The organism is Gramella sp. KN1008, from assembly GCF_004332155.1.
Lineage (GTDB): Bacteria > Bacteroidota > Bacteroidia > Flavobacteriales > Flavobacteriaceae > Christiangramia.
Genome location: NZ_SJDV01000002.1, coordinates 510,416 through 531,540 on the forward strand (window position 1 = coordinate 510,416; position 21,125 = coordinate 531,540).

Sequence of the window (21,125 nt, forward strand, 5' to 3'; positions counted from 1 at the left end):
AACCTAACGAATGTTAATTTCAGCTGCATTAAAATTTTGGTATTTTAGCCACATGGTAAAAGTGATCATCATTGGGGCCGGAAACGTGGCCAGCCACCTGTATCACAGGTTTTCGGCTGTAGAAGATCTGGAAGTGGTACAGGTCCATAATCGGAATCCAGCCAACCTGAATTTCGTGAAAGAACCTGAAAAAAGAAGTTCTGAGCTTGAAAAGCTTAAAAAAGCAGATCTTTATATTCTGGCAGTAAAGGACGAAGCTATTCCGGAAATGGCAGAAAAACTATCAGATAATAAAGCCGTTTTTGTCCATTGTTCAGGTAGCCAGCCAATGTCACTGCTGTCAAAATTTGAAAATCACGGGGTTTTCTATCCCTTACAGTCATTTTCGAAAGAAAAACCGGTGAATTTTAAAGAAGTTCCTCTTTGCCTGGAGGCCAGCTCTTCGGAAACGCTAGTCTTCCTGAAGAACATAGCTTCCAAAATAAGCGAAAAGATCTTTGAAGTGAACTCAGACCAACGTAAGGCTTTGCATCTTTCGGCAGTTTTCGTGAATAATTTCACCAATCATCTGTATGCCCTAGCGGCTGACTATTGTGAAAAAAACGAATTGCCCTTTAAGATCCTGCAGCCATTGATCAAAGAAACGGCTGCAAAGATTGAGACACTTTCACCATATTCTGCTCAAACAGGCCCTGCTCTAAGAAACGATGAGAAGACCATTTCGGCTCATCTGGAAATGCTGGATGAAGATCAGAAAGAGATATATACTATTTTAACCCAATCTATACAGAAATTGCATGGAAAAAAGCTATAAAGAACACCTGAACCAGATAAAAACCTTCGTTTTTGATGTAGACGGAGTACTTACCGATGGCACCATCCAGATCTCCACTCACGGAGAACTGCTCAGAACCATGAACACCAAAGACGGTTATGCTATGAAGATGGCTCAAAAAGCCGGATATACAGTTTGTATAATAAGTGGTGGCAAAAATGAAGGGGTTAGAAAACGCCTTCGGGACCTGGGAATTACGGATATCTATCTTGGCATACATGACAAGGTGGAACAAATGGATGAGTTCTTTGATATTTACCAGATAAAGCCCGAGGAAGTTCTTTATATGGGAGATGATATTCCCGATTACTACCCAATGAAACTGGTAGGACTGCCCTGTTGCCCTCACGATGCGGTTCCCGAAGTGAAAGAGATCTCCCTGTATGTTTCGCATAAGAACGGAGGTGAAGGATGTGTTCGTGATGTAATTGAACAGGTTATGAAGGTGCAGGGAAAATGGATTGAAAAACCATAGTTCATGCTTAGTTTCTTTAAACTTATAAGAACTGGTAACCTGGTATTTATCGCGCTCACCATGTTCCTCATCAAATATGGACTGTTTGAGCCTTTCGGGGTAGCCGTGACCCTAAACCTACTGGGGTTTTCTTTACTTGTATTGGCAGTGGTTTGTGTCGCAGCTTCAGGATATGTGATCAACGATATATTTGATGTAAAAGCTGATGTTAAAAACAAACCAGACAGGACCATTGTTAATAGTCGGATATCTGAAAAAAATGCCTACAGACTGTTCTTTATTTTAAATATCATTGGTGTAGGCCTGGGTTTCTATCTTTCAAACATGATAGGTCAGCCAGGATTTTCAGCTTTTTTCATCTTTGGCTCCGCCATACTTTATCTTTACAATTCCCAATTTCAACAAACCATACTGGTAGGGAATATCCTTGTGAGTGTTATAGTAGGACTTGTACCTGTTGGTGTTGGCCTTTATGATCTTTTGCCGGCGATCACAGATCAGAATCAGCAGACGCAATCTGTAATATTCTCGATCCTTATAGATTATTCCATTTTCGCCTTCCTGATCAACCTATTAAGGGAAATTGTAAAGGACCAGGAAGATATTGACGGAGATTATAATGCAGGATATAAAACCCTGCCTATCGTACTGGGTAAGAACAGAACCAATAAAATACTTTTTGCCCTGGGCCTTCTGCCGCTGGGCTTTTTGATCTTCTATACCTACAAATACCTTTTTGAAAATACCCCGGCCGTGATCTATACCTTACTTTTACTAGTCGGGCCATTGTTGTTTTTCCTGATAAATATCTGGACAGCCGAAAAGAAAAAAGAATATTCAAGATTAAGTTTTGTACTTAAAGGGATTTTATTCTTCGGGCTAATTTCAATTGGTTTATTACAATTCATATTGCTTTGATTATGCTGAAAGATTTACTGAAAGATTATGAGATAGTTCTTGCCTCGGGTTCACCAAGACGGCAGAAGTTCTTTGAAGAACTTGAAATTCCGGTTTTAATCGATGTAAGACCTGTTGATGAGGTATATCCCGAAAAACTGAAGGAAGGAGAAATTACAGATTATCTGGCAGTGTTGAAAGCAGAAGCCTTTACTGATGATTTAAAGGAAAATCAAATTTTGATCACCAGTGACACTATTGTGTATAATGATGGGGTTGCCCTGGGAAAACCGGCAGATCATGATGAAGCCGTAAAGATGATCACCTCCCTCTCTGGGAAGGAGCATGATGTGATTACGTCAGTTTGTTTCACCAGTAATAAGGATCAGAAGATCCTGAACCATACCACCCGTGTTTTTTTTGCTGAACTGGATCCGGAAGAAATCGAATATTACGTTAGCAATTATAAACCCTTCGACAAAGCTGGAGGTTATGCCATACAGGAGTGGATAGGTCTGATTGGGATCGAAAAGATCGAAGGAAGTTATTTTAACGTGGTGGGGCTTCCAACATTCGAAGTATACAATACTTTAAAAGAAATGCTGAAATCCTGAAATTTGTAACTTTAATAAAAAAATCATGATTCGGTATTGTGGATACCTTCTACTTCTAATATTTCTAATAGGCTGCGATGAACAGCAGTCTACCGACCGGGAATTTAAACTCTCCGAAGAATTCAAGAATTACTGGTATTCCGGAACAGCAGAGATCACTTCCTATGATCTTAAACAGGCAAGATATGGTGAAATAAGAGATGGAGAAGCGGTGCTTATTTTTGTTACCGAAGATTTTTTACCAAAAGAACAGGTAAAGGCCAATGCTCAAAACGATAAGAATATTTCGGTCTTAAAACTAAACTCAACCAAAAAGTTCCTCACAGGAATCTATCCATACAGCATTATGGAAAGCACATTTTTTCCGCTTAACGGAAAAGAACATGCTCTAAAGGTAAGCGCTTCGGTACAGGAATGGTGCGGACAGGTTTATATGCAGCTCAATAATCGAAACAAATTTGAAATAACAGGTCACTCCTATTTCCAGGGAGAAGCGGATCAGGAAACAAAGCTCGAAAAAGTAAATCTCGAGAATGAGCTTTGGACTCGTTTAAGGCTTGATCATGAAAATTTACCCGTGGGAGAATTTAAGATGATACCTTCTTTTGAATATCTTAGGTTAAGACATCAACCGGTAAAGCCATATGAAGCATATGCAGAATATTACACAGATGAAGACCTGAATATTTACAGCCTGGAATACCCACAATTAAAAAGAAGCCTGAAGATCTATTTCAGCCGAACCTTTCCTTACACCATAGAAAAATGGGAAGAATCCTCTACTTCCGGTTTTGGTGAAAACCAAAAAATCCTAACAACAAGGGCAACAAAAAAACAAAGCATAAAGACCGATTACTGGAATAAGAATTCAAATAAAAATCTACCTTTACGGGAAAAACTGGAATTAAATTAATGTACGAGATCCTGTCTACATATCGCTATGAGCTGGTATATACCATTGCTGTTCTTATATTTTTAATGATCATGCAATTCTTGCTTAAGAAAACAGCCAATAAGGTAGGCAAGAAAAGTGAGATCAATATTACCCGAACAAGATTGATGTTCAAGTACATTAATATCCTAATTTTTCTAATCGCCGCGTTCCTGCTTTCTCTGGCATGGGGAGTTGGCTATACAGAGCTTTCACTGGTATTTTCTTCTGTATTCGCAGTGATTGGAGTGGCTTTATTCGCTATCTGGTCTATTCTTAGCAATATCACTTCCGGGATCATCATGTTCTTCTCCTTCCCGTATAAGATCGGGGACACTATAAAGATACATGACAAGGACCTTCCTGTAGAAGCAATGATAGAAGATATCAGGGCTTTTCATTTACTTTTACGAACCCGTGAAGGAGAACTCATCACCTATCCAAATAACCTTATCTTACAGAAGGCCGTTTCTTTAATTGAACAGGAGCGTAGACATGATGAGGGCAAGGATGCGCTTTAAAAAAGTCAAAAGAAGCCTAAATTATTCGCAGCCGCAAATGGAAAGTTTTTATATTTGGTAAAATCCCTTAGTCAATGCGAAAATTAATTTTTGCTTTATTTCTTCTAAGTTTCACAATAAATAATGCCCAGGCTCCCGAAAAATGGAGCTCTTCTGATATATATCACAATATCAAGAAACTGAACTTCCTGGGCTCTGTGCTTTATATCGCTGCCCATCCCGATGATGAAAATACCAGGCTCATATCATATTTTTCGAATGAGAAACACGCCCGAACAGCCTATCTTTCTCTCACACGTGGTGATGGAGGACAAAACCTGATAGGACCGGAACTACGGGAACAACTGGGGGTTATAAGAACCCAGGAACTTCTGGCAGCTAGACGCATAGATGGAGGCCAACAGTTCTTTACACGGGCCAATGATTTTGGTTATTCCAAAAATCCTTCCGAAACCCTTGATATCTGGAATAAAGAGGAAGTACTGGGCGATGTGGTATGGATAATAAGGAAATTCAGACCAGATGTTATCATCAACCGTTTTGACCATCGCACACCGGGTAGCACTCATGGGCACCATACTTCTTCGGCAGTTTTGAGCGTAGAAGCTTTTGACCTGGCAGGAAATGAGAATTATTATGAGAATCAGCTGGAATATGTTGAAGCCTATAAGCCTAAACGCTTATTCTTTAATACTTCCCCCTGGTTCTATGGTGGGGACGAAGCTTTTAAAGAGGCCGATAAATCCAATTTTGTAAGTTTTGACACCGGAGTATATTTTCCGGTTAAAGGACTTTCCAATCCTGAGATCGCTTCTTTAAGCCGTAGTCAGCATCGCTCCCAGGGATTTGGGAGTACGGGAAGTCGGGGCACGCAGATGGAATATCTGGAGTTTCTGAAAGGCAATCAGCTTTCTGACAGTTCAGATGTTTTTGCCGGTATAGATACCAGCTGGGGAAGGATCAAAGGCGGGAAAGAAATTGGAAATATCTTAATAGCTGTAGAAAATAATTTTGATTTTGGCGATCCGGCCGCCAGTCTGCCAGGACTTCTGGATGCATACAAACTTATTCAGAAACTGGAAGATGATCACTGGAGAAGTATAAAGACTGAAGAAATAAAAGATATCATCTATGCCGCATCGGGACTTTATCTTGAAGCTGTAGCGGGAAGAGCTCACGCTACCCCTTCCGATGAGCTGCAGGTGCAGCTTGAGGCTATTAACCGTAGTAGTGCGGAAATTTCACTGGAGTCGGTTGAACTTACTCCGAACAATTCTAAGATCAATCCGCAGGTACGGCTTCAGAATAATCATGGCTGGGATGGCAATATGGCCTTTATTATTCCTGAAAATGCAGATTATACCAGTCCTTACTGGCTAAAAGAAGAAGGGAGTATGGGAATGTATTCCGTAAAAGACCAGAAATTAAGAGGCCTGCCTGAAACTCCACTGAATACAATCGCTACTTTCCATATTTCGATCAATGGCACTGCGCTTTCATTTGAAAAACCTATCATCTATAAATTCAATGATGAGGTATATGGAGAAACCTACAGTAATTTTGAGATCGTACCTCCGGTAGATATCAAATTTTTGGACGAGGTACTCATATTCAATAATAATGAACCACAGGAAATCACCATTCAGGTTACTGCCAATAAACCAGATATCCGGGGCACACTAAATCTAAAGGCCGGAAATGGCTGGAAAGTAGAACCTTTAAAAACCGATTTCTCCATTTCCCAGACCGGTGGAAAAGCTAACCTGCTCTTCGAGATCACACCGCCGGGAGGACAAAATGAAACAAAACTTCTTCCTTCCGTCAGTCTTAATGGAAATAGCTACAACCAGGAACTTATTGAAATAGATTATGAACATTTTCCTGATCAAAATCTGGTATTACCGGCAAGGTTGAAACTGGTAAAACTGGATATTACAAAAAAAGGTCAGAATATTGCTTATATCGAGGGCGCAGGGGATGTAGTACCTGAAGCTCTGGAGCAGATTGGCTATGAGGTTACCAAAATAGCTCCTTCGGCGATTTCGGAAACCTATTTACAAAAATTTGACGGGGTAGTCTTGGGAATAAGAGCTTATAATACGGTTGAAGAACTGAAGTTCAAGCAACAAATACTATTCGATTACGTAGAACAGGGAGGTACCATGATCGTTCAATATAATACCAGTCGCGGATTATTGGTGGATGATCTTTCTCCATATAATCTTACTCTTTCCAGAGACAGGGTGACAGACGAGAATGCGGAGATAAGGTTTATCACTCCTGAACATCCTGTGCTTAATAATCCTAATAAACTCACCAAAGCCGATTTTGAAAACTGGGTTCAGGAACGAGGGCTATATTTTCCGGGAAGCTGGGATGATAACTTCACTCCTATCCTAAGCATGAATGATAAGAATGAAACTCCAAAAAATGGAAGTTTACTGGTGGCCCAATATGGAAAGGGTTATTATATATATACGGGAATAAGCTTCTTCAGGCAGTTCCCTGAAGCCGTTCCCGGCGCGTTCCGCCTTTTCGCTAATCTAATCTCAATAGGTAAATGATGGATAGTCCTGACTCATACCACTGGAAGAAAAGTTATACCGTAGTACTTGTCGCAAACGCAATATATATTCTGGTGTTTTATTTAATAATGAATTATTTCGCCTGATATGCAAATTATAGACTGGATAGTACTTGTAGGAACCATAGTTTTTATAGTATGGTATGGGGTTTACAAATCCCGCGGAAGTAAAAACGTAAAAGACTATATAGGTGGTGGCCGGGATGCCAAATGGTGGACCATTGGCCTGTCTGTAATGGCAACCCAGGCAAGTGCGATAACATTTCTATCCACACCGGGCCAGGCATTTCACGACGGTATGGGCTTTGTGCAATTCTATTTTGGTTTACCCATCGCTATGGTTATCATATGCATGGTCTTTATTCCCATATATCATAAACTAAATGTATATACTGCCTACGAATATCTTGAATCAAGATTTGATCGCAAAACCAGAACATTAACGGCTATACTTTTCCTTATTCAGCGGGGGCTGGCTGCAGGTATAACCATTTTCGCTCCGGCCATAGTACTCTCGGCGGTCTTAGGCTGGAACCTCACCTACCTCACCGTCATCATCGGGATCCTGGTGATCATTTACACGGTTTCCGGTGGAACCAAAGCTGTGAGCGTCACTCACAAACAGCAGATGGCTGTTATCTTTACCGGAATGGTGGTAGCCTTTTTTATTATCCTGAGTTATTTACCCGAATCGGTAAGTTTTAGTAAGGCTCTGGATATAGCCGGAACAGGCGGTAAAATGAACATTCTGGACTATTCTTTTGATCTGGAAAACAGATATACTTTATGGAGCGGACTCATAGGCGGAAGCTTTCTTGCCCTCTCTTACTTTGGGACAGACCAGAGCCAGGTGCAGCGATATTTGTCGGGCGGTTCCGTTAGAGAAAGTCAGATGGGAATGATCTTCAACGGATTGTTAAAAGTGCCCATGCAGTTCTTTATTCTACTTGTTGGGGTTATGGTTTTTGTCTTCTACCAGTTCAATACCGCACCTCTTAATTTTAACCCCGCAGCGACAGAGACCGTACTAAATTCGCAGTACGCGAATCAATATGAAGACCTGATGTTGGAAAATGAAGAGATCCAGGAAAAGAAGCAAAATATCAGTCTGCAGTATGCTCAGAACAATTCAGAGATGAGTCAGCAGGAAATAGCCAGTTTTGAGAAGAACTATGCTGAACTGGATAAAGCCCAAAAGGAAGTTCGCAATGAGGCCCGGATGTTCATTGACGCTGCAGACATGGAAGCGGAAAGCAATGACAAGGATTATGTCTTTATACATTTCATCCTTACTACGCTTCCACGTGGCTTTGTAGGTCTGCTCCTGGCTGTGATACTTTCAGCAGCTATGTCTTCAACGGCATCAGAACTTAATGCCCTTGCCTCTACTACAGTTATTGATCTTTATAAGAGACATCATAAAGAAAATAAAAGTGAAGAACATTATCTGGCTGCCTCCAAATGGTTCACCTTAATGTGGGGTGTCATCGCTATAGCCTTTGCAAGTCTGGCAGACCTTTTTGATAATCTCATCCAGCTGGTAAATATCATAGGTAGTCTTTTCTACGGAAATGTACTTGGAATCTTTCTTCTGGCATTTTTTATTAAAATGGTAAAAAGTAATGCCGTATTTGTAGCGGCCATTATCACTCAGATAATCATCCTGATAGTATTTGAACTGGAGATAATGCCCTATTTGTGGTTAAACGTACTAGGCTGTGTACTTGTAATTTCCATCGCCCTTATTATCCAGTTAATAAACGGTAGAAATACTGAAATCGAAATGACATGAAGGAAAATATAAACTGGGGAATAATTGGACTGGGAAAGATCGCCAACAAGTTTGCAACAGCGTTGGCTTCCGTTCAAAATGCTGAATTATACGGGGTTGCTAGCAGGAACAGAGATAAAGCGTTAGATTTCTCTAAAGAGCATAAGGCTAAAGCCGCCTACGGTGTGTATGATCAGCTGATGAAAGACGAAAATGTTGATGTGATCTATATAGCCACCCCTCACTCTCTCCATCATGAGATAACCATGGAGTGTCTTGACCACGGAAAGGCAGTTTTATGTGAAAAACCTTTCGCAATGAACCGGGAAGAAGCTCAACAGATGATAACTCATGCCAGATCTAAAAATGTCTTTCTAATGGAAGCCCTCTGGACGATGTTCTTACCTCATTTTCAATATGTACAGGAATTAGTAAACTCCGGGAAATATGGAAAAGTAAAATCTATAAAGGCTGATTTTGGGTTTGAAGCTGAATTTGACAGGAACCAACGTACTTTCAACAAAGCCCTGGGAGGTGGCAGTCTCCTGGACATTGGGATTTATCCCGTTTTTCTCTCATATGCCCTTTTGGGAAAACCCGAAAAGATCGAAGCATCTGCACAGTTCGCCGAGACCGGAGTGGATTGGGAATGCGAAATGAAGTTCTTATATCCTGAGGAGGTTAAGGCCAGCTTGCATTCATCCTTCCGGGAAAAGACTCCCACTATCGCTGAAATTGAACTTGAAAAAGGCATAATCAGGCTTAACTCACGGTTTCACGAACCAACATCGGTGAGCATTATCTTAGAAGGAAAAGAAGAAACAAAGGACTTTGGTGTTAAAACCAACGGTTACGATTTTGAAGCGACTCATGTAACGCATATGCTTTTGGAAGGAAAATCTGAAAGCCGTAAGTGGACTCCGGAGAATACCCTGGATTTAATGGAACTGCTGGATGCGGTAAGGCACGAGATCGGTTTAAAATATTAAAAGGTTTCCCAGAACCCTCTCCGTCAAGCTGTCCCGGTAGCTATCGGGACATTTCAACTTCTCTTTTGATATCCTGAAATCTATGATTCGACGAAGTCAAACAAGTTCAGAATGACATGGATTCTGGAAAACCTTTTATTAAATTTAAAGAACAGAATTAGTTATTCTCCTCCCACTCGGCAATAGATTCCTTATTCATTTTTACATAAGCGGCATTATTCGCTTTTTGAGCCGAAGCCAGAGATCTTTTTGCAGTTGCGATTGCTTCCTTCTTTTTTCCCATATCAGCTTCGATCAAGGACTTCTCTCTTAATATCCAGAACGCCTGATCACCTGCTTTTTCCACGGCCATACTGATCCATTCATGGGCCTTTTCCAGATCTTTCCCTTCTGCATGATAATAAGAGGCAGCTGCAAAATAATCATTAGCTGTAGGACCGTTCATCACTCTTTCAATGCTGGCCATGGTCTTTTCATCAGTTGGAACAGTAAATGGTAAACTAGCCATTGTATCTTCCCAGACAAACTGGATCTCAGCAGAATCATTCTTTATTTCATTTATAAAGATGGTAAAGGTTTCAACTTCCAGAGGCAGTTCCTCCACGCTTGCATTAGCCTTTAAGGCAACCTTCTTTTCATCCCACTCCTGAGGTAGTCCGGGATTATTGGTTGATGTATAGAACATCACTTCCCAGGAATCCTCGTTAGGAATAGTGTAAATCGCATAAGAACCCTTTTTAAGTTCTTTTCCATCAATCATTACATCATCGCTGAAGGTGATTGTGGTGTTCATATTTGCGCCGGTTCTCCACGTTTTACCATAAGGAACAAGATCCCCAAAGACCTCGCGGCCTTTCACTCCGGGTCTGGAGTATTCTATGCTTACATCGGTAAGCCCTACCTTTTGTTCAATCTTCCCTAAAGGGCTGGGAGCCGGAGCCTGGATCTGGGCTGACATTACAGCACAACAAATAAAAAACAAGCCTGATAAAATTCTTTTCATTTTGGTAATGGTTTAGTTAAAATAAATAGTGTGTGAGTAAATATAAGAAGAAGTTCAAAATCACGACACTGATTTAATTTATATTTTGTTTAACTATATAAATTTTATTTTAAACAAATTGAGCTATAATTTTATACCAAAGAATAAAAATGAAACTCTATACACTTCACCGTACCCAGAAAATACCAATCAGTGTAGAGGAAGCATGGAACTTTTTATCCAATCCGGCTAATCTAAAGAGCATTACTCCAGATTATATGGGATTCGATATACTTTCGGGTTCAGAGAGGCCGATGTTTCCCGGACAGATCATACAGTATGTGGTTACTCCTGTAGCTGGTATAAGAACAAAATGGGTCACCGAGATCACACACGTAAAGGACAGGGAATATTTTGTAGACGAACAGCGATTTGGGCCTTATAGCCTGTGGCATCACAAACATTTTATTAAACCGATAAAAGAAGGCGTAGAAATGGAAGATATTATTGATTATAAACTTCCTTTCGGCTGGATAGGGCAATTAGCCCATCCAGTTCTTGTAAAGCCAAAACTGGAGGAGATCTTTGAATACAGAAGAAAGAAGCTTATTGAGTTATTCGGTGAATATCAAGAAAATAAAAAAATGAGCCTGAAACAGGATATCTTAAATTGATAGTATGAAAAAGAATATTTTATTGATAGGTGGTTCCACCGGAATAGGAAAAGAGATCGCTGAGCGAATGGCAAGCGAAAATAATATCCTGATAGCTTCCCGAAATAAAATTGAAACAGAATCAGAAAACATTAGGCATTTCAAATTCGATGTACTGGAAGATGATATTCAGAGCTTGGAATTACCTGACACTTTACACGGTTTTGTATATTGTCCTGGCAGTATCGATCTGAAACCGTTCAAAATGCTTAAGCCTTCACATTTTGAGAAAGAAATGAACCTTAATTTTTTCGGTCTGGTAAGAACACTCAACGGAGTATTGAGTAAACTTAAGAATGCTGAGCAAGCCAGCCTTGTATTCTTCAGTACCGTAGCGGTAAAGACAGGTATGCCATTCCATACCGGTGTGGCAGCCGCAAAAGGAGCCGTTGAAGGATTTGCCAGGTCACTAGCAGCAGAATATGCTCCCTCCTTCAGGGTGAATGTGATCGCACCTTCTCTAACTGATACTCCACTTGCTAAAAAACTCCTGTCCAGCGATGAAAAGAAAAAGAAGATGGATTCCAGGCATCCACTTAAAAGAATCGGAACTCCCGGTGATATTGCGGCACTGGCGGCCTATCTCCTCAACGAGGAAAGCAGCTGGATGACGGGACAGGTTCTTGGAATGGATGGCGGACTCTCTACATTAAATATCAATTAGAATGAATAAGGAAGTAAACATCTTTTGGTTTAGAAGGGATCTGCGACTGGATGACAATGCCGGCTTTAAGGCAGCCCTTCAGGATGAGCTTCCTGTTTTGCCCATTTTCATATTCGATGAAGAGATACTGGATAAACTTCCTGAAGATGACGCCAGAGTAACCTTTATTTACGATACTATTCAGCAGATGCGTAAAAATCTTCAGGATGAGAATGACAGTTCCCTGGCAATATTCTACGGAAAACCTGAAAAAGTATTTATAAACCTGCTGAAAGATTATTCTATTAAAAAGGTCTTTACCAATAGGGATTATGAACCTTATGCCAGGGAGAGGGACGAAAAGGTCAAAAATCTTCTAAAAGAAAATGAGATAGAATTCCTGGATTTTAAAGACCAGGTGATATTTGAAAAAGATGAAGTTGTGAAACAGGACGGTGATCCATATGTGGTCTATACTCCATTCAAAAATACCTGGATGGATAAATTCAAGAATTCAGAGCTGACCTTTCACTATACTTCCCGTTATATTGATAATCTTATTATACACACACGCCTGCCAAACCTAAGCCTTAGCGATATTGGCTTTAAAAGATCATCATTAGAGGTACCAGATTACCAGCTTAGTCCGGGACTTATAAAAGACTATAAAAAAACAAGGGATTATCCCGCTATACAGGGTACCTCCAGAATAGGCCCGCATCTCCGGTTTGGGACTGTAAGTATAAGGCAGGCAGTTCGTGAAGCTGATAAAATACAGAATAAAACTTTTCTGGAAGAACTGGTATGGCGAGAATTCTTTATGCAGATCCTTTATCATTACCCTGAAACCGTGACTGATGCTTTCAGAAAAAAATACGATCGCATAAAATGGCGCAACAATGCGGAGGAGTTCGAAAAATGGAAAGAGGGAAAAACAGGTTACCCGCTTGTGGATGCGGGGATGAGACAACTAAATAAGTCTGGCTTTATGCATAACCGGGTTCGAATGCTGGTAGGTTCCTTTCTCTGTAAACACCTCTTAATTGACTGGCGCTGGGGAGAAGCTTATTTTGCTGAAAAACTGCTGGATTATGAAATGTCTTCCAATGTTGGGAACTGGCAATGGGTAGCTGGCAGCGGTGTTGATGCCGCACCCTACTTCAGAATATTTAATCCTACCACTCAGATAGAGAAATTTGATAAAAATGAAGAATACATCAGGGAATGGGTTCCGGAATACGGTAGCGAAGACTACCCCGAAAAAATGGTAGATCATAAAAAGGCGCGCGAAAGAGCCTTAAGGATCTATAAAGAAGCTGTAAGTAATTAATTGAAAAGCTTAAGGGCCTTTTCAAGATCTTCCGGAGTATCTATCCCGATACTTTTTACGCCGGTCTCTACCATTTTTATCTTTTTACCATATTCAAGGTATCTGATACATTCGATCTTTTCAGCAGCTTCGAGTTGCAGCATGGGAAGCCTGTAAAAGTCCATCAAAGCAGATTTTCTAAATGCATAGATCCCGATATGTTTAAAATAGGTGACCCTGGCCGATGTATCCCTGGGGTAAGGAATTGGAAATCTTGAAAAATAAAGTGCAAAATCTTTATTATCGGTAATCACCTTTACATTATTCGGATTGGTGATCTCATCACTTTCAGTCAGAGGTGTTTTGAGGCTCGCCAGGTCAATTTCCTCTGCTCCATCCTGTTCAAATACCTGAAGTAATTTCTCAAGACTCTTCTTATCAATAAAAGGTTCGTCTCCCTGAACATTGAGCACTATATCAACATCCATTCCCTCGACAGCCTCAGCTATCCGGTCGCTCCCGCATTCATGTTCCTTCTGGCTTCTTATAACCTGTCCGCCGTTATTCAGTACCGCATCGAATATCTTATCACTATCGGTCACCACATAAACCTCGTCAAACAGTCCTGTATTCACAGCTGCCTCGTAAGTACGAAGAATTACAGGTTTGCCATGCAGATCCTTCATAAGTTTACCCGGAAACCTTGAAGCTTCATACCGGGCGGGGATCATTGCTATTATTTGATTTTTAACTGGTAATGTCATCAATTTTTAGGTAAAAATAAGAATTAGTTGGTTGCGAAAAAATCATCGCTAAACCCAATAAGGTATAATTTATCCTGGGCCCTGGTCACAGCAGTATACAACCATCTTAGATATTCCCTGCCCACCCCATTTGGTAAATAAGGCTGCTCTATAAATACGGTACTCCACTGCCCACCCTGAGACTTATGACAGGTGATCGCATATGAGAACTTTATCTGGAGTGCGTTGAAGTATTTATTGTTCTTGATCTGCAGGAACTGCTTGTATTTGGACCTTTCATTCGCATAATCCTTCTTTACTTCCTCATAAAGTTTATTGGATTCTTCATATGTTAAGGATGGAGCATTACTGGAAAGAGTGTCCAGCATGATCACTGTTTCAAAAGGTCTCATTTTTGGATAATCTACCATTTGCACTTTAACTTCGGCGAAGCGAAATCCATATAATTCCTTGAAGCCAAAGATCTCCAAAACTTTTATGATATCACCATTTGCAATAAAACCTGCCTCACTACTGGGTTTTATCCAGAAATAATTATTCTTCACCACCATAAGATAATCGCCAGCAGAAAGTTCTTCTTCCTGGAAAAGTATACGGGAGCGTATCTGCTGGTTATACATGTTCGCCCGTTTGTTGGAACGTACTATGATGCTTGTATCCTCATGACCATGAGAACTGTAAGAATCCTGTATGGCATCCATGATCTCGTAACCATCTACCAGTCTTACCACATCGGCATTTTGGGAAAGTTCGAATTTAAAGCTTTCATAGAATTCTTCCTGAAGGCTCTCCCTTATAAGTGTGGCATTATGCAAAATATCACTTTCCTCGCTTTGCCGTACAACCTCGTCCAGTTCGATAAAGGAAACCTCCTTGTTGTAATTAACACCTAATTTCTGTTCCTCGAGCGCCGGACTTATTTCCATTTTCACAGGAGGTAACTGTGCGGTATCACCTATTAGAATAAGCTGGCAGTGATGACCGGAGTAAACGAACTCAATAAGATCATCCAGGAGCGAACCGTTCTCGAACAATTTAGAATTCCCACCGTCATCTGAAATCATTGATGCTTCATCAACAATAAAGATACTGTTCTTATGTTTGTTTGGCTGAAGTGTAAACTGTACTCCTCCACCCCCTGATTTCTTTGGGAAATATATCTTCTTATGTATGGTAAAAGCCTCTTTGCCGGAATAGCTAGAGATCACCTTGGCAGCACGTCCGGTTGGTGCCAGCAGAACACCAGATTTCCTTATTTTCCAGAGGTTCTTAACCAATGCACTTATTATGGTGGTCTTTCCCGTCCCCGCAAAACCTTTAAGTAAAAACAGACGGTTATCCCCCCCATTAACAACGAATTCTGATAGCATCTGAAGAGCTATATCCTGTTTACTCGTAGGCGGAAAACCCAGGTCGTTAACTAAGAGTTGAAAGAAAGAATCCGGGGTGAATTTTTCCATAGAAAGTGCATAAAATCTCAAAGATAAGAATGGATTTTTATGACAGAAACTTTTCCGAATAAAAAAAAGTTGTAGATTTGTCGGGTAACCTATAACCTTCAAATTAAAACATAAACTTAGAAACATGAGATTTGTAATACAGATACTTCTTTGGGCAGTAATTATCTTCCTGGCTTATCTTACTTTTAACGCAGTTTACGAACCAATCCAGTTCAACAAGGTAAAGGAAAAAAGATACGCTAAAGTTATTAAGAACCTCAAGGATATTAGATCTGCCGAGTTAGCGCATAAAGAAGTAACTGGCAGGTTTCAGGGTGATTGGGACAGTCTGGTTAAATTCCTGGATACCGCCGAATTTGCTATTACTCAACGTCGCGACACTACATATCTTGATGAAGAATACAAAAAGACGTACGGTGTAGACCAGTATATTGAAAGCGTAGTGACCGATACTCTTGGTTTCGTTTCTGTAAAGGACTCTTTATTTCAGGGAAATACCCAGAGATATCAGAATATGATGAATGTTCCAATTGAAGGTGTAGACGCCAAGTTTGACCTCGAGGCAGGTACCATAAAAAAAGGTGAGAACAATATTCCGGTTTTTGAAGTAAAGATCGCTAAAGCAAAAGTGCTTCACGATCAGGACAGAACTCTTGTTCTTCAGGAGAATGAAATCCAGTCGGTTGATGATGTAAACGGTAGATATATTAGTGTAGGTTCTATGACCGAGGTCAATACCAGCGGTAACTGGCCAAAAGTTTATGGTGACAACGAATAAGGAAAATACCTCTTATAAAAAACTGTCCATTCAGGTTAGCCTGAATGGACTTTCTTTTTGTATTCTGGATCAAACAGAAAAAAAGATTATCTATTATAAAAAGATAGATTTTGAAAAACAACTGGATCCTGTAAAGCTCCTCGCGCAAATTGAACTTACTTATGAAAAGGAAGAGGTTTTAAATACTGCGGTGGATGAAGTTATCCTGCTATATTCCAATTCTCTTTTTTGCCTGGTGCCCGAACATTTGTTTGACGAGAACAAGGCTTCAGATTACCTGAAGTTCAACACCAAGATCCTGAAGACAGACTTTATAGCTTTTGATCATTTAAAACAGGGAATAGTGAATGTCTATATCCCTTACACCAATATAACAAACTACTTTTTTGACAAATACGGAGAATTTGAATATATGCACAGTTTAAGTGTACTGATTGAAAGCCTCCTTGCCGTTGAAACCAAAGATGAGCGTACAAAGGTCTATCTTCACTCCCACCTTTCTTCTTATGAACTGGTAATTCTGGAGAACGGGAAGCTCATATTTGCCAATAGCTTTGAGTATGAGACCAAAGAGGACTTTTTGTATTATCTCCTTTTTACCGCAGAGCAATTAAACCTTGATCCTAACGATTTTGAACTGGTGCTTTTAGGTGATATCTCTAAGGAATCTAAAGAATATAAAATGGCCTGGGATTATATCAGGAATATTTCATTTCCGGGCCCATTCCATACTTTTAATTTTGAATCTGAAAACAGACCTGATAAGGAACTTTCGGAGTACGTTCTATTAAAATCCTTATAATGCGCATAATTTCGGGAAAGCATAAGGGGAGGCGAATAACTGCCCCTGCCAAATTACCTGTGAGACCTACTACGGATGTTGCTAAGGAAGCGCTCTTCAATATTCTGAATAATTACTACCATTTTCCCGAACTTAAGGTTTTAGACCTTTTTTCGGGCACTGGCAATATATCTTATGAGTTTGCCGCACGAGGCGCAGAGAAACTCACAGCGATAGATGCCAATTACGACTGTGTGAAATTCATCAAGAAGACTTCTGCCGAGCTTGAATTTCCTATCACGACCATTAAAAGTGATGTCTTTAAATATTTGGAGAAAGCACCGGCAACTGCAGATATTGTATTTGCCGATCCTCCATATAACCTGGAAAAAGAAAATTTTGCAAGGATAGTCCAGCTTGTTTTTGAAAATGCTATATTAGAAAACGATGGAGTACTCATTATAGAGCATTCCAAACACACTGATCTTTCTGACCTGGAAGGGTTTAGGGAAAGCCGAAAATATGGTGGCTGTGTGTTCAGTTTTTTCGAATAAATATTGAGTATATGAGTGCCAGCCAAAAACAGGTAGAACTGGGTTTTGTTAATCTTTCATTTTATAAGGATCATGTAATATCAAGTATAAAAGAAGGATCAGTTATAGAACTTGAAGAAATTAATGCTCTTTTAAATGAATGCAAAAAGTTCTTCGGAGATAAACCCCACATCTACATTTCTATAAGGAAAAATAATTACAATGTAAATCCTCTTATGTATTCCCTCCTAAATGATTACAAAGCTTTAAAGGGAATTGCAATAGTAACCGGAAAACCCCAAACACTTTCTACTGCAATTTTTGAAAGTAAGTTCGCTCATCTACCTTTTAAGGTATTTGTAAATCTTGAAGAGGCAAAATTATGGGTGAAAAATGCCATCTAAATTTCCCTGTTCCTTTCACTTTATAAAACTTCTTTTGGTTTTATTTTTAGTTCCTCTTACTATGAATTCCCAGAGTTATAAACTTGTATGGGCTGACAATTTTGAATATAACGGTAAACCAGATCCGGAAAAGTGGAATTACGAAACCGGATTTATAAGAAACCTGGAAGAGCAGATATATACCAGCAGGAAAAAGAACGTTCGGATAAGAAATGGAAAGCTGGAGATCATTGCCCGAAAAGAAAAATACAGGAACAGCCGCTTCGATCCCACTGTCCGGAATTATAGAATCAATACTGCTTATGCAGAATATACTTCTGGAAGCATCAATACAAAAGATAAGTTTGAGTTCAGATATGGACGGGTTGAAGTAAGGGCTAAGCTTCCTCAGGGAGAAGGCATATGGCCGGCCATCTGGATGCTGGGGGCGAATTTTGATCAAATTGAATATCCTCTGGCCGGGGAAATAGATATAATGGAATATGTTGGAAAAACTCCTAATGAAATCCATTCAACCGTTCATTTTCCCGGGAACAAACGAAAAGAGATCAAATCCAACGGTGGCACAAAAACTCTGAATTCTCCCTATGAGAACTTCCACATTTATTCTCTGAACTGGACACCGGAAAAAATAGATTTCCTTATTGATAATTCGGTTTTCCACAGTTTTAAGATTGATGAAGCAGGAGAAAAGAACAACCCTTTCCGAAAACCATTTTATCTTATATTAAATCTTGCCCTGGGAGGAAACTGGGCGGGAGATGTAGATCCTGAGGTCTTTCCCCAGAAGTTCGTCATAGACTATGTGAGGGTATATAAAAAGATCGAAGAATAAAAAAGCAGGCCTGTAAGCCGGATTCTGTAACCCGATAACTGATCGGGCCCCTTATCATTTATCTGAAATTAATGTTACCATCAATTTTTAGCTGCCTACCCTCCGGCAACGGGCGGGTAACCCTTAAATGCCGGTATACATGGCATTGCACCGCATAGAGTTTACCTGATTTCACTACAGCTTAACCTGTACATTCTTTCTGTTGCACTGGTCCTGCCCGCCGGGGGCGGACGGTGGGTGTTACCCACTATGCTACCCTATGGTGTCCGGACTTTCCTCCCCGATCCTGATAACATCAGGAAATGTCGGAGCGATAAGGCGGCCTGCTTGGCACAAATGTAAGGCATTTTATGTTGATTTCTTCCGGTATTTGTTCATAAATAAGCCCTGCTTGACTGGACTTTAGGTTTGTGATTTTTATATTTGTAGTTCAATTCTTTTGGATGGAGCATTTTGTAGTATCAGCAAGAAAATACAGACCACAAACCTTTATGGATGTGGTAGGCCAGCAGGCCATCACCAATACCCTGGCAAATGCCATTAAAAACAATCACCTGGCCCAGGCCCTGCTTTTTACGGGTCCGCGTGGTGTAGGTAAAACCACCTGCGCGCGTATACTTGCCAAAATGATCAATCAAAAGGAAACACCTGATCCCGAGGAAGATTTCGCCTTCAATATTTTTGAACTGGATGCAGCATCTAATAACGGTGTGGATCAAATCAGGGAATTAATAGACCAGGTAAGAATTCCTCCACAAGTGGGCAGTTACAAGGTCTATATTATAGATGAGGTGCATATGCTATCCCAGGCTGCCTTCAATGCCTTTCTGAAGACCCTGGAAGAGCCTCCAAAACATGCGATCTTTATACTCGCGACTACCGAAAAGCACAAGATCATCCCTACTATACTTTCACGTTGCCAGATCTTTGATTTTAAGAGAATCACTGTTACGGACGCCAGGAATTATCTGGCCTATATTGCCGAACAGGAAGGAGTGAACGCAGAAGAGGATGCCCTGCATATCATTGCCCAAAAAGCAGACGGCGCCATGAGGGATGCCCTTTCCATCTATGATCGTGTGGTAAGCTTTAGCGGAAACAACCTTACAAGACAGGCGGTTACCGAAAACCTGAATGTTCTGGATTATGACACCTATATGCAGGTAACCGATCTGATTCTGGACAACAATATTCCGCAGCTTTTGGTAACCTACAATGACATTCTATCCAGTGGTTTTGACGGTCATCATTTTATAGCTGGTCTTGCCTCTCATTTCAGAGATCTTCTGGTATGTAAAGACCAAAAAACAATAGATCTGCTGGAGGTTGGGGAACAAACTAAAGCGAAATATTTTGAGCAGTCACAAAAGACATCACACCATTTTTTACTTCAGGCTATTGAACTAGCGAATTCATGCGACCTCAAATATAAGAGCAGTCACAACCAACGCCTACTTGTAGAGTTGTGCCTGATGCAGCTGGCATCTATTGGATTTGATTCCGAAAAAAAAAAGCCTGAATCCAAGATAATCTCTGCTTCAAATTTTGAAAAAGAAGCGGTAAGTATTTCCAAAGATAAAAAAGAGATCGTTCAGGAAAACGAACACGACACCTCCTCCCCGTCTGAAGAAGTAAATCTTCCTGCAAATAAGGTGGCCAGTGAAAATTGTGCTTCCACCGAGGATGAAGAATATTATTCGGAAAGCAGTCCGGCTTCAACTACTCCATCTTCAGAAAGGATTGAAAATACGGAAATAAATTCTGTAGAAAATGATACCATTCCGCAGCCGGAGCCGATAAAGGAAACCCCTACACATGAGGAAAACCCCAAAGACAAGCTTCCAAAAAGAGAAAAGGTATCGGGTCTTTCATTAAAAAGTATCACGAAGAAAAAAGAGCTCGCCGAAAAGCAAAGAGCCATGATGCCTACAGAAGAGGTCATGGATGAAAGCTTCAGCGAGGAAGATATGATACGGGAATGGAAAAATTATACCGAAAGACTAAAGAAAAAGGGAGAAAAGATCCTGGCTTCTATTCTTGAATCTCAAACCCCGGTTCTAAAAGATAAGCAGATCCATCTTATCTTTCCTAACGAGACCATGAAACTTGACCTCGAAAGGGAAGAAAACAGATTGATGGGATATATGAAGAAGAAGTTAAGGAACACTCATATTGTACTTAAAATAAAAGTTGATGAGGCCACTTCAAGAAAATACGCCTTTACACCTCAGGAAAAATATGAGAAACTAAAGGAAGCTAATCCATTAATAGACAATTTAAGAGCAACTTTTGATTTAGATGTTTAG

Annotated in this window: 21 protein-coding genes and 1 other RNA gene; 18 read left to right on the forward strand and 4 right to left on the reverse strand. The window is 40.3% G+C overall.

Annotated features, from left to right (window positions below; all coding sequences use genetic code 11):
* The first annotated feature begins 10 nt into the window (after positions 1-10).
* The 9 genes from EZJ28_RS05565 to EZJ28_RS05605 all read left to right on the forward strand — a co-directional run bounded on the left by EZJ28_RS05565 (position 11) and on the right by EZJ28_RS05605 (position 9,617).
* The gene (locus EZJ28_RS05565; protein ID WP_242670075.1) at positions 11-814 is read left to right on the forward strand and encodes a Rossmann-like and DUF2520 domain-containing protein; all 804 of its coding nucleotides are present in this window, start codon (positions 11-13) and stop codon (positions 812-814) included.
* Positions 798-1,310 (forward strand): HAD family hydrolase, encoded by a 513-nt coding sequence (locus tag EZJ28_RS05570; protein WP_131395762.1) that lies wholly within the window; start codon positions 798-800, stop codon positions 1,308-1,310. Before EZJ28_RS05565 ends, EZJ28_RS05570 begins: the two co-directional genes overlap by 17 nt.
* 3 nt (positions 1,311-1,313) lie before the next feature.
* Positions 1,314-2,228, forward strand: a complete 915-nt coding sequence (locus EZJ28_RS05575) for a geranylgeranylglycerol-phosphate geranylgeranyltransferase (RefSeq protein WP_131395764.1) — start codon at positions 1,314-1,316, stop codon at positions 2,226-2,228.
* Between the two features lie 2 nt (positions 2,229-2,230).
* Complete coding sequence (locus tag EZJ28_RS05580; RefSeq protein ID WP_131395766.1) at positions 2,231-2,821, forward strand: Maf-like protein; 591 nt, start codon at positions 2,231-2,233, stop codon at positions 2,819-2,821.
* A gap of 25 nt (positions 2,822-2,846) precedes the next feature.
* Positions 2,847-3,734, forward strand: coding sequence for a septum formation inhibitor Maf (locus EZJ28_RS05585; protein ID WP_131395768.1), 888 nt, complete (start codon positions 2,847-2,849; stop codon positions 3,732-3,734).
* Positions 3,734-4,273 (forward strand): mechanosensitive ion channel domain-containing protein, encoded by a 540-nt coding sequence (locus EZJ28_RS05590; RefSeq protein ID WP_131395770.1) that lies wholly within the window; start codon positions 3,734-3,736, stop codon positions 4,271-4,273. Before EZJ28_RS05585 ends, EZJ28_RS05590 begins: the two co-directional genes overlap by 1 nt.
* Positions 4,274-4,347: 74 nt before the next feature.
* On the forward strand, positions 4,348-6,837 hold the full coding sequence (locus EZJ28_RS05595) for a PIG-L family deacetylase (RefSeq protein ID WP_131395772.1): 2,490 nt from the start codon (positions 4,348-4,350) through the stop codon (positions 6,835-6,837).
* Positions 6,838-6,945: 108 nt separating this feature from the next.
* Positions 6,946-8,649, forward strand: a complete 1,704-nt coding sequence (locus tag EZJ28_RS05600; protein ID WP_131395774.1) for a sodium:solute symporter — start codon at positions 6,946-6,948, stop codon at positions 8,647-8,649.
* Positions 8,646-9,617, forward strand: coding sequence for a Gfo/Idh/MocA family protein (locus tag EZJ28_RS05605; RefSeq protein ID WP_131395776.1), 972 nt, complete (start codon positions 8,646-8,648; stop codon positions 9,615-9,617). The genes EZJ28_RS05600 and EZJ28_RS05605 overlap by 4 nt, the downstream gene beginning before the upstream one ends.
* Before the next feature lie 157 nt (positions 9,618-9,774).
* On the opposite strand, the gene EZJ28_RS05610 is transcribed toward EZJ28_RS05605, so the two are convergent.
* Positions 9,775-10,620: a DUF2911 domain-containing protein gene (locus EZJ28_RS05610; RefSeq protein ID WP_131395778.1), complete on the reverse strand. Its 846-nt coding sequence runs from the start codon at positions 10,618-10,620 to the stop codon at positions 9,775-9,777.
* A gap of 149 nt (positions 10,621-10,769) precedes the next feature.
* Between EZJ28_RS05610 and EZJ28_RS05615 the strand changes: the two genes are divergently transcribed.
* Genes EZJ28_RS05615 through EZJ28_RS05625 form a run of 3 tightly spaced genes read left to right on the forward strand, consistent with a single transcriptional unit; the run spans position 10,770 to position 13,285 of the window.
* On the forward strand, positions 10,770-11,273 hold the full coding sequence (locus tag EZJ28_RS05615) for an SRPBCC family protein (protein ID WP_131395780.1): 504 nt from the start codon (positions 10,770-10,772) through the stop codon (positions 11,271-11,273).
* 4 nt (positions 11,274-11,277) lie between these two features.
* A complete protein-coding gene (locus tag EZJ28_RS05620) occupies positions 11,278-11,976 on the forward strand; it encodes an SDR family NAD(P)-dependent oxidoreductase (protein WP_131395782.1) in 699 nt (232 codons plus the stop codon).
* 1 nt (position 11,977) lies between these two features.
* Entirely contained in the window at positions 11,978-13,285 is a 1,308-nt protein-coding gene (locus EZJ28_RS05625) for a deoxyribodipyrimidine photo-lyase (protein WP_131395784.1), read from the forward strand.
* Here EZJ28_RS05625 and kdsB read toward each other — a convergent pair.
* Together kdsB and EZJ28_RS05635 are read right to left on the reverse strand one after the other, a co-directional pair.
* Positions 13,282-14,028, reverse strand: a complete 747-nt coding sequence (gene kdsB, locus EZJ28_RS05630; RefSeq protein WP_131395786.1) for a 3-deoxy-manno-octulosonate cytidylyltransferase — start codon at positions 14,026-14,028, stop codon at positions 13,282-13,284. The genes EZJ28_RS05625 and kdsB overlap by 4 nt on opposite strands.
* Before the next feature lie 23 nt (positions 14,029-14,051).
* Complete coding sequence (locus tag EZJ28_RS05635) at positions 14,052-15,488, reverse strand: ATP-dependent RecD-like DNA helicase (protein WP_131395843.1); 1,437 nt, start codon at positions 15,486-15,488, stop codon at positions 14,052-14,054.
* A 124-nt stretch (positions 15,489-15,612) separates the two neighbouring features.
* Between EZJ28_RS05635 and EZJ28_RS05640 the strand changes: the two genes are divergently transcribed.
* From EZJ28_RS05640 to EZJ28_RS05660, 5 genes are read left to right on the forward strand one after another with little or no spacing between them, the layout of a single operon-like run.
* The gene (locus tag EZJ28_RS05640) at positions 15,613-16,266 is read left to right on the forward strand and encodes a hypothetical protein (protein ID WP_131395788.1); all 654 of its coding nucleotides are present in this window, start codon (positions 15,613-15,615) and stop codon (positions 16,264-16,266) included.
* Positions 16,250-17,068, forward strand: a complete 819-nt coding sequence (locus EZJ28_RS05645) for a DUF3822 family protein (RefSeq protein WP_131395790.1) — start codon at positions 16,250-16,252, stop codon at positions 17,066-17,068. Before EZJ28_RS05640 ends, EZJ28_RS05645 begins: the two co-directional genes overlap by 17 nt.
* Positions 17,068-17,601 carry an RsmD family RNA methyltransferase gene (locus EZJ28_RS05650; RefSeq protein WP_131395792.1) on the forward strand — a complete coding sequence of 178 codons (534 nt, stop codon included), beginning with the start codon at positions 17,068-17,070 and terminating at the stop codon, positions 17,599-17,601. Before EZJ28_RS05645 ends, EZJ28_RS05650 begins: the two co-directional genes overlap by 1 nt.
* An 11-nt stretch (positions 17,602-17,612) precedes the next feature.
* Positions 17,613-17,984: an STAS/SEC14 domain-containing protein gene (locus EZJ28_RS05655; protein ID WP_131395794.1), complete on the forward strand. Its 372-nt coding sequence runs from the start codon at positions 17,613-17,615 to the stop codon at positions 17,982-17,984.
* Positions 17,985-18,018: 34 nt separating this feature from the next.
* Positions 18,019-18,819 carry a glycoside hydrolase family 16 protein gene (locus tag EZJ28_RS05660; RefSeq protein ID WP_242670077.1) on the forward strand — a complete coding sequence of 267 codons (801 nt, stop codon included), beginning with the start codon at positions 18,019-18,021 and terminating at the stop codon, positions 18,817-18,819.
* Here EZJ28_RS05660 and rnpB read toward each other — a convergent pair.
* Positions 18,817-19,149, reverse strand: an RNA gene (gene rnpB, locus EZJ28_RS05665) — RNase P RNA component class A. The genes EZJ28_RS05660 and rnpB overlap by 3 nt on opposite strands.
* A gap of 113 nt (positions 19,150-19,262) precedes the next feature.
* Between rnpB and EZJ28_RS05670 the strand changes: the two genes are divergently transcribed.
* Complete coding sequence (locus EZJ28_RS05670; protein WP_131395798.1) at positions 19,263-21,125, forward strand: DNA polymerase III subunit gamma/tau; 1,863 nt, start codon at positions 19,263-19,265, stop codon at positions 21,123-21,125.

Bases quoted from the DNA above. Each gene is read 5' to 3' on its own strand.
- EZJ28_RS05590 (WP_131395770.1), top strand. From the start codon at position 3,734: ATGTACGAGATCCTGTCTACATATCGCTATGAGCTGGTATATACCATT.
- EZJ28_RS05570 (WP_131395762.1), top strand. From the start codon at position 798: ATGGAAAAAAGCTATAAAGAACACCTGAACCAGATAAAAACCTTCGTT.
- EZJ28_RS05585 (WP_131395768.1), top strand. From the start codon at position 2,847: ATGATTCGGTATTGTGGATACCTTCTACTTCTAATATTTCTAATAGGC.
- EZJ28_RS05565 (WP_242670075.1), top strand. From the start codon at position 11: ATGTTAATTTCAGCTGCATTAAAATTTTGGTATTTTAGCCACATGGTA.
- EZJ28_RS05640 (WP_131395788.1), top strand. From the start codon at position 15,613: ATGAGATTTGTAATACAGATACTTCTTTGGGCAGTAATTATCTTCCTG.
- EZJ28_RS05650 (WP_131395792.1), top strand. From the start codon at position 17,068: ATGCGCATAATTTCGGGAAAGCATAAGGGGAGGCGAATAACTGCCCCT.
- EZJ28_RS05625 (WP_131395784.1), top strand. From the start codon at position 11,978: ATGAATAAGGAAGTAAACATCTTTTGGTTTAGAAGGGATCTGCGACTG.
- EZJ28_RS05645 (WP_131395790.1), top strand. From the start codon at position 16,250: ATGGTGACAACGAATAAGGAAAATACCTCTTATAAAAAACTGTCCATT.
- EZJ28_RS05610 (WP_131395778.1), bottom strand. From the start codon at position 10,620: ATGAAAAGAATTTTATCAGGCTTGTTTTTTATTTGTTGTGCTGTAATG.
- EZJ28_RS05580 (WP_131395766.1), top strand. From the start codon at position 2,231: ATGCTGAAAGATTTACTGAAAGATTATGAGATAGTTCTTGCCTCGGGT.
- EZJ28_RS05615 (WP_131395780.1), top strand. From the start codon at position 10,770: ATGAAACTCTATACACTTCACCGTACCCAGAAAATACCAATCAGTGTA.
- kdsB (WP_131395786.1), bottom strand. From the start codon at position 14,028: ATGACATTACCAGTTAAAAATCAAATAATAGCAATGATCCCCGCCCGG.
- EZJ28_RS05600 (WP_131395774.1), top strand. From the start codon at position 6,946: ATGCAAATTATAGACTGGATAGTACTTGTAGGAACCATAGTTTTTATA.
- EZJ28_RS05620 (WP_131395782.1), top strand. From the start codon at position 11,278: ATGAAAAAGAATATTTTATTGATAGGTGGTTCCACCGGAATAGGAAAA.
- EZJ28_RS05605 (WP_131395776.1), top strand. From the start codon at position 8,646: ATGAAGGAAAATATAAACTGGGGAATAATTGGACTGGGAAAGATCGCC.
- EZJ28_RS05670 (WP_131395798.1), top strand. From the start codon at position 19,263: ATGGAGCATTTTGTAGTATCAGCAAGAAAATACAGACCACAAACCTTT.
- EZJ28_RS05635 (WP_131395843.1), bottom strand. From the start codon at position 15,488: ATGGAAAAATTCACCCCGGATTCTTTCTTTCAACTCTTAGTTAACGAC.
- EZJ28_RS05655 (WP_131395794.1), top strand. From the start codon at position 17,613: ATGAGTGCCAGCCAAAAACAGGTAGAACTGGGTTTTGTTAATCTTTCA.
- EZJ28_RS05595 (WP_131395772.1), top strand. From the start codon at position 4,348: ATGCGAAAATTAATTTTTGCTTTATTTCTTCTAAGTTTCACAATAAAT.
- EZJ28_RS05575 (WP_131395764.1), top strand. From the start codon at position 1,314: ATGCTTAGTTTCTTTAAACTTATAAGAACTGGTAACCTGGTATTTATC.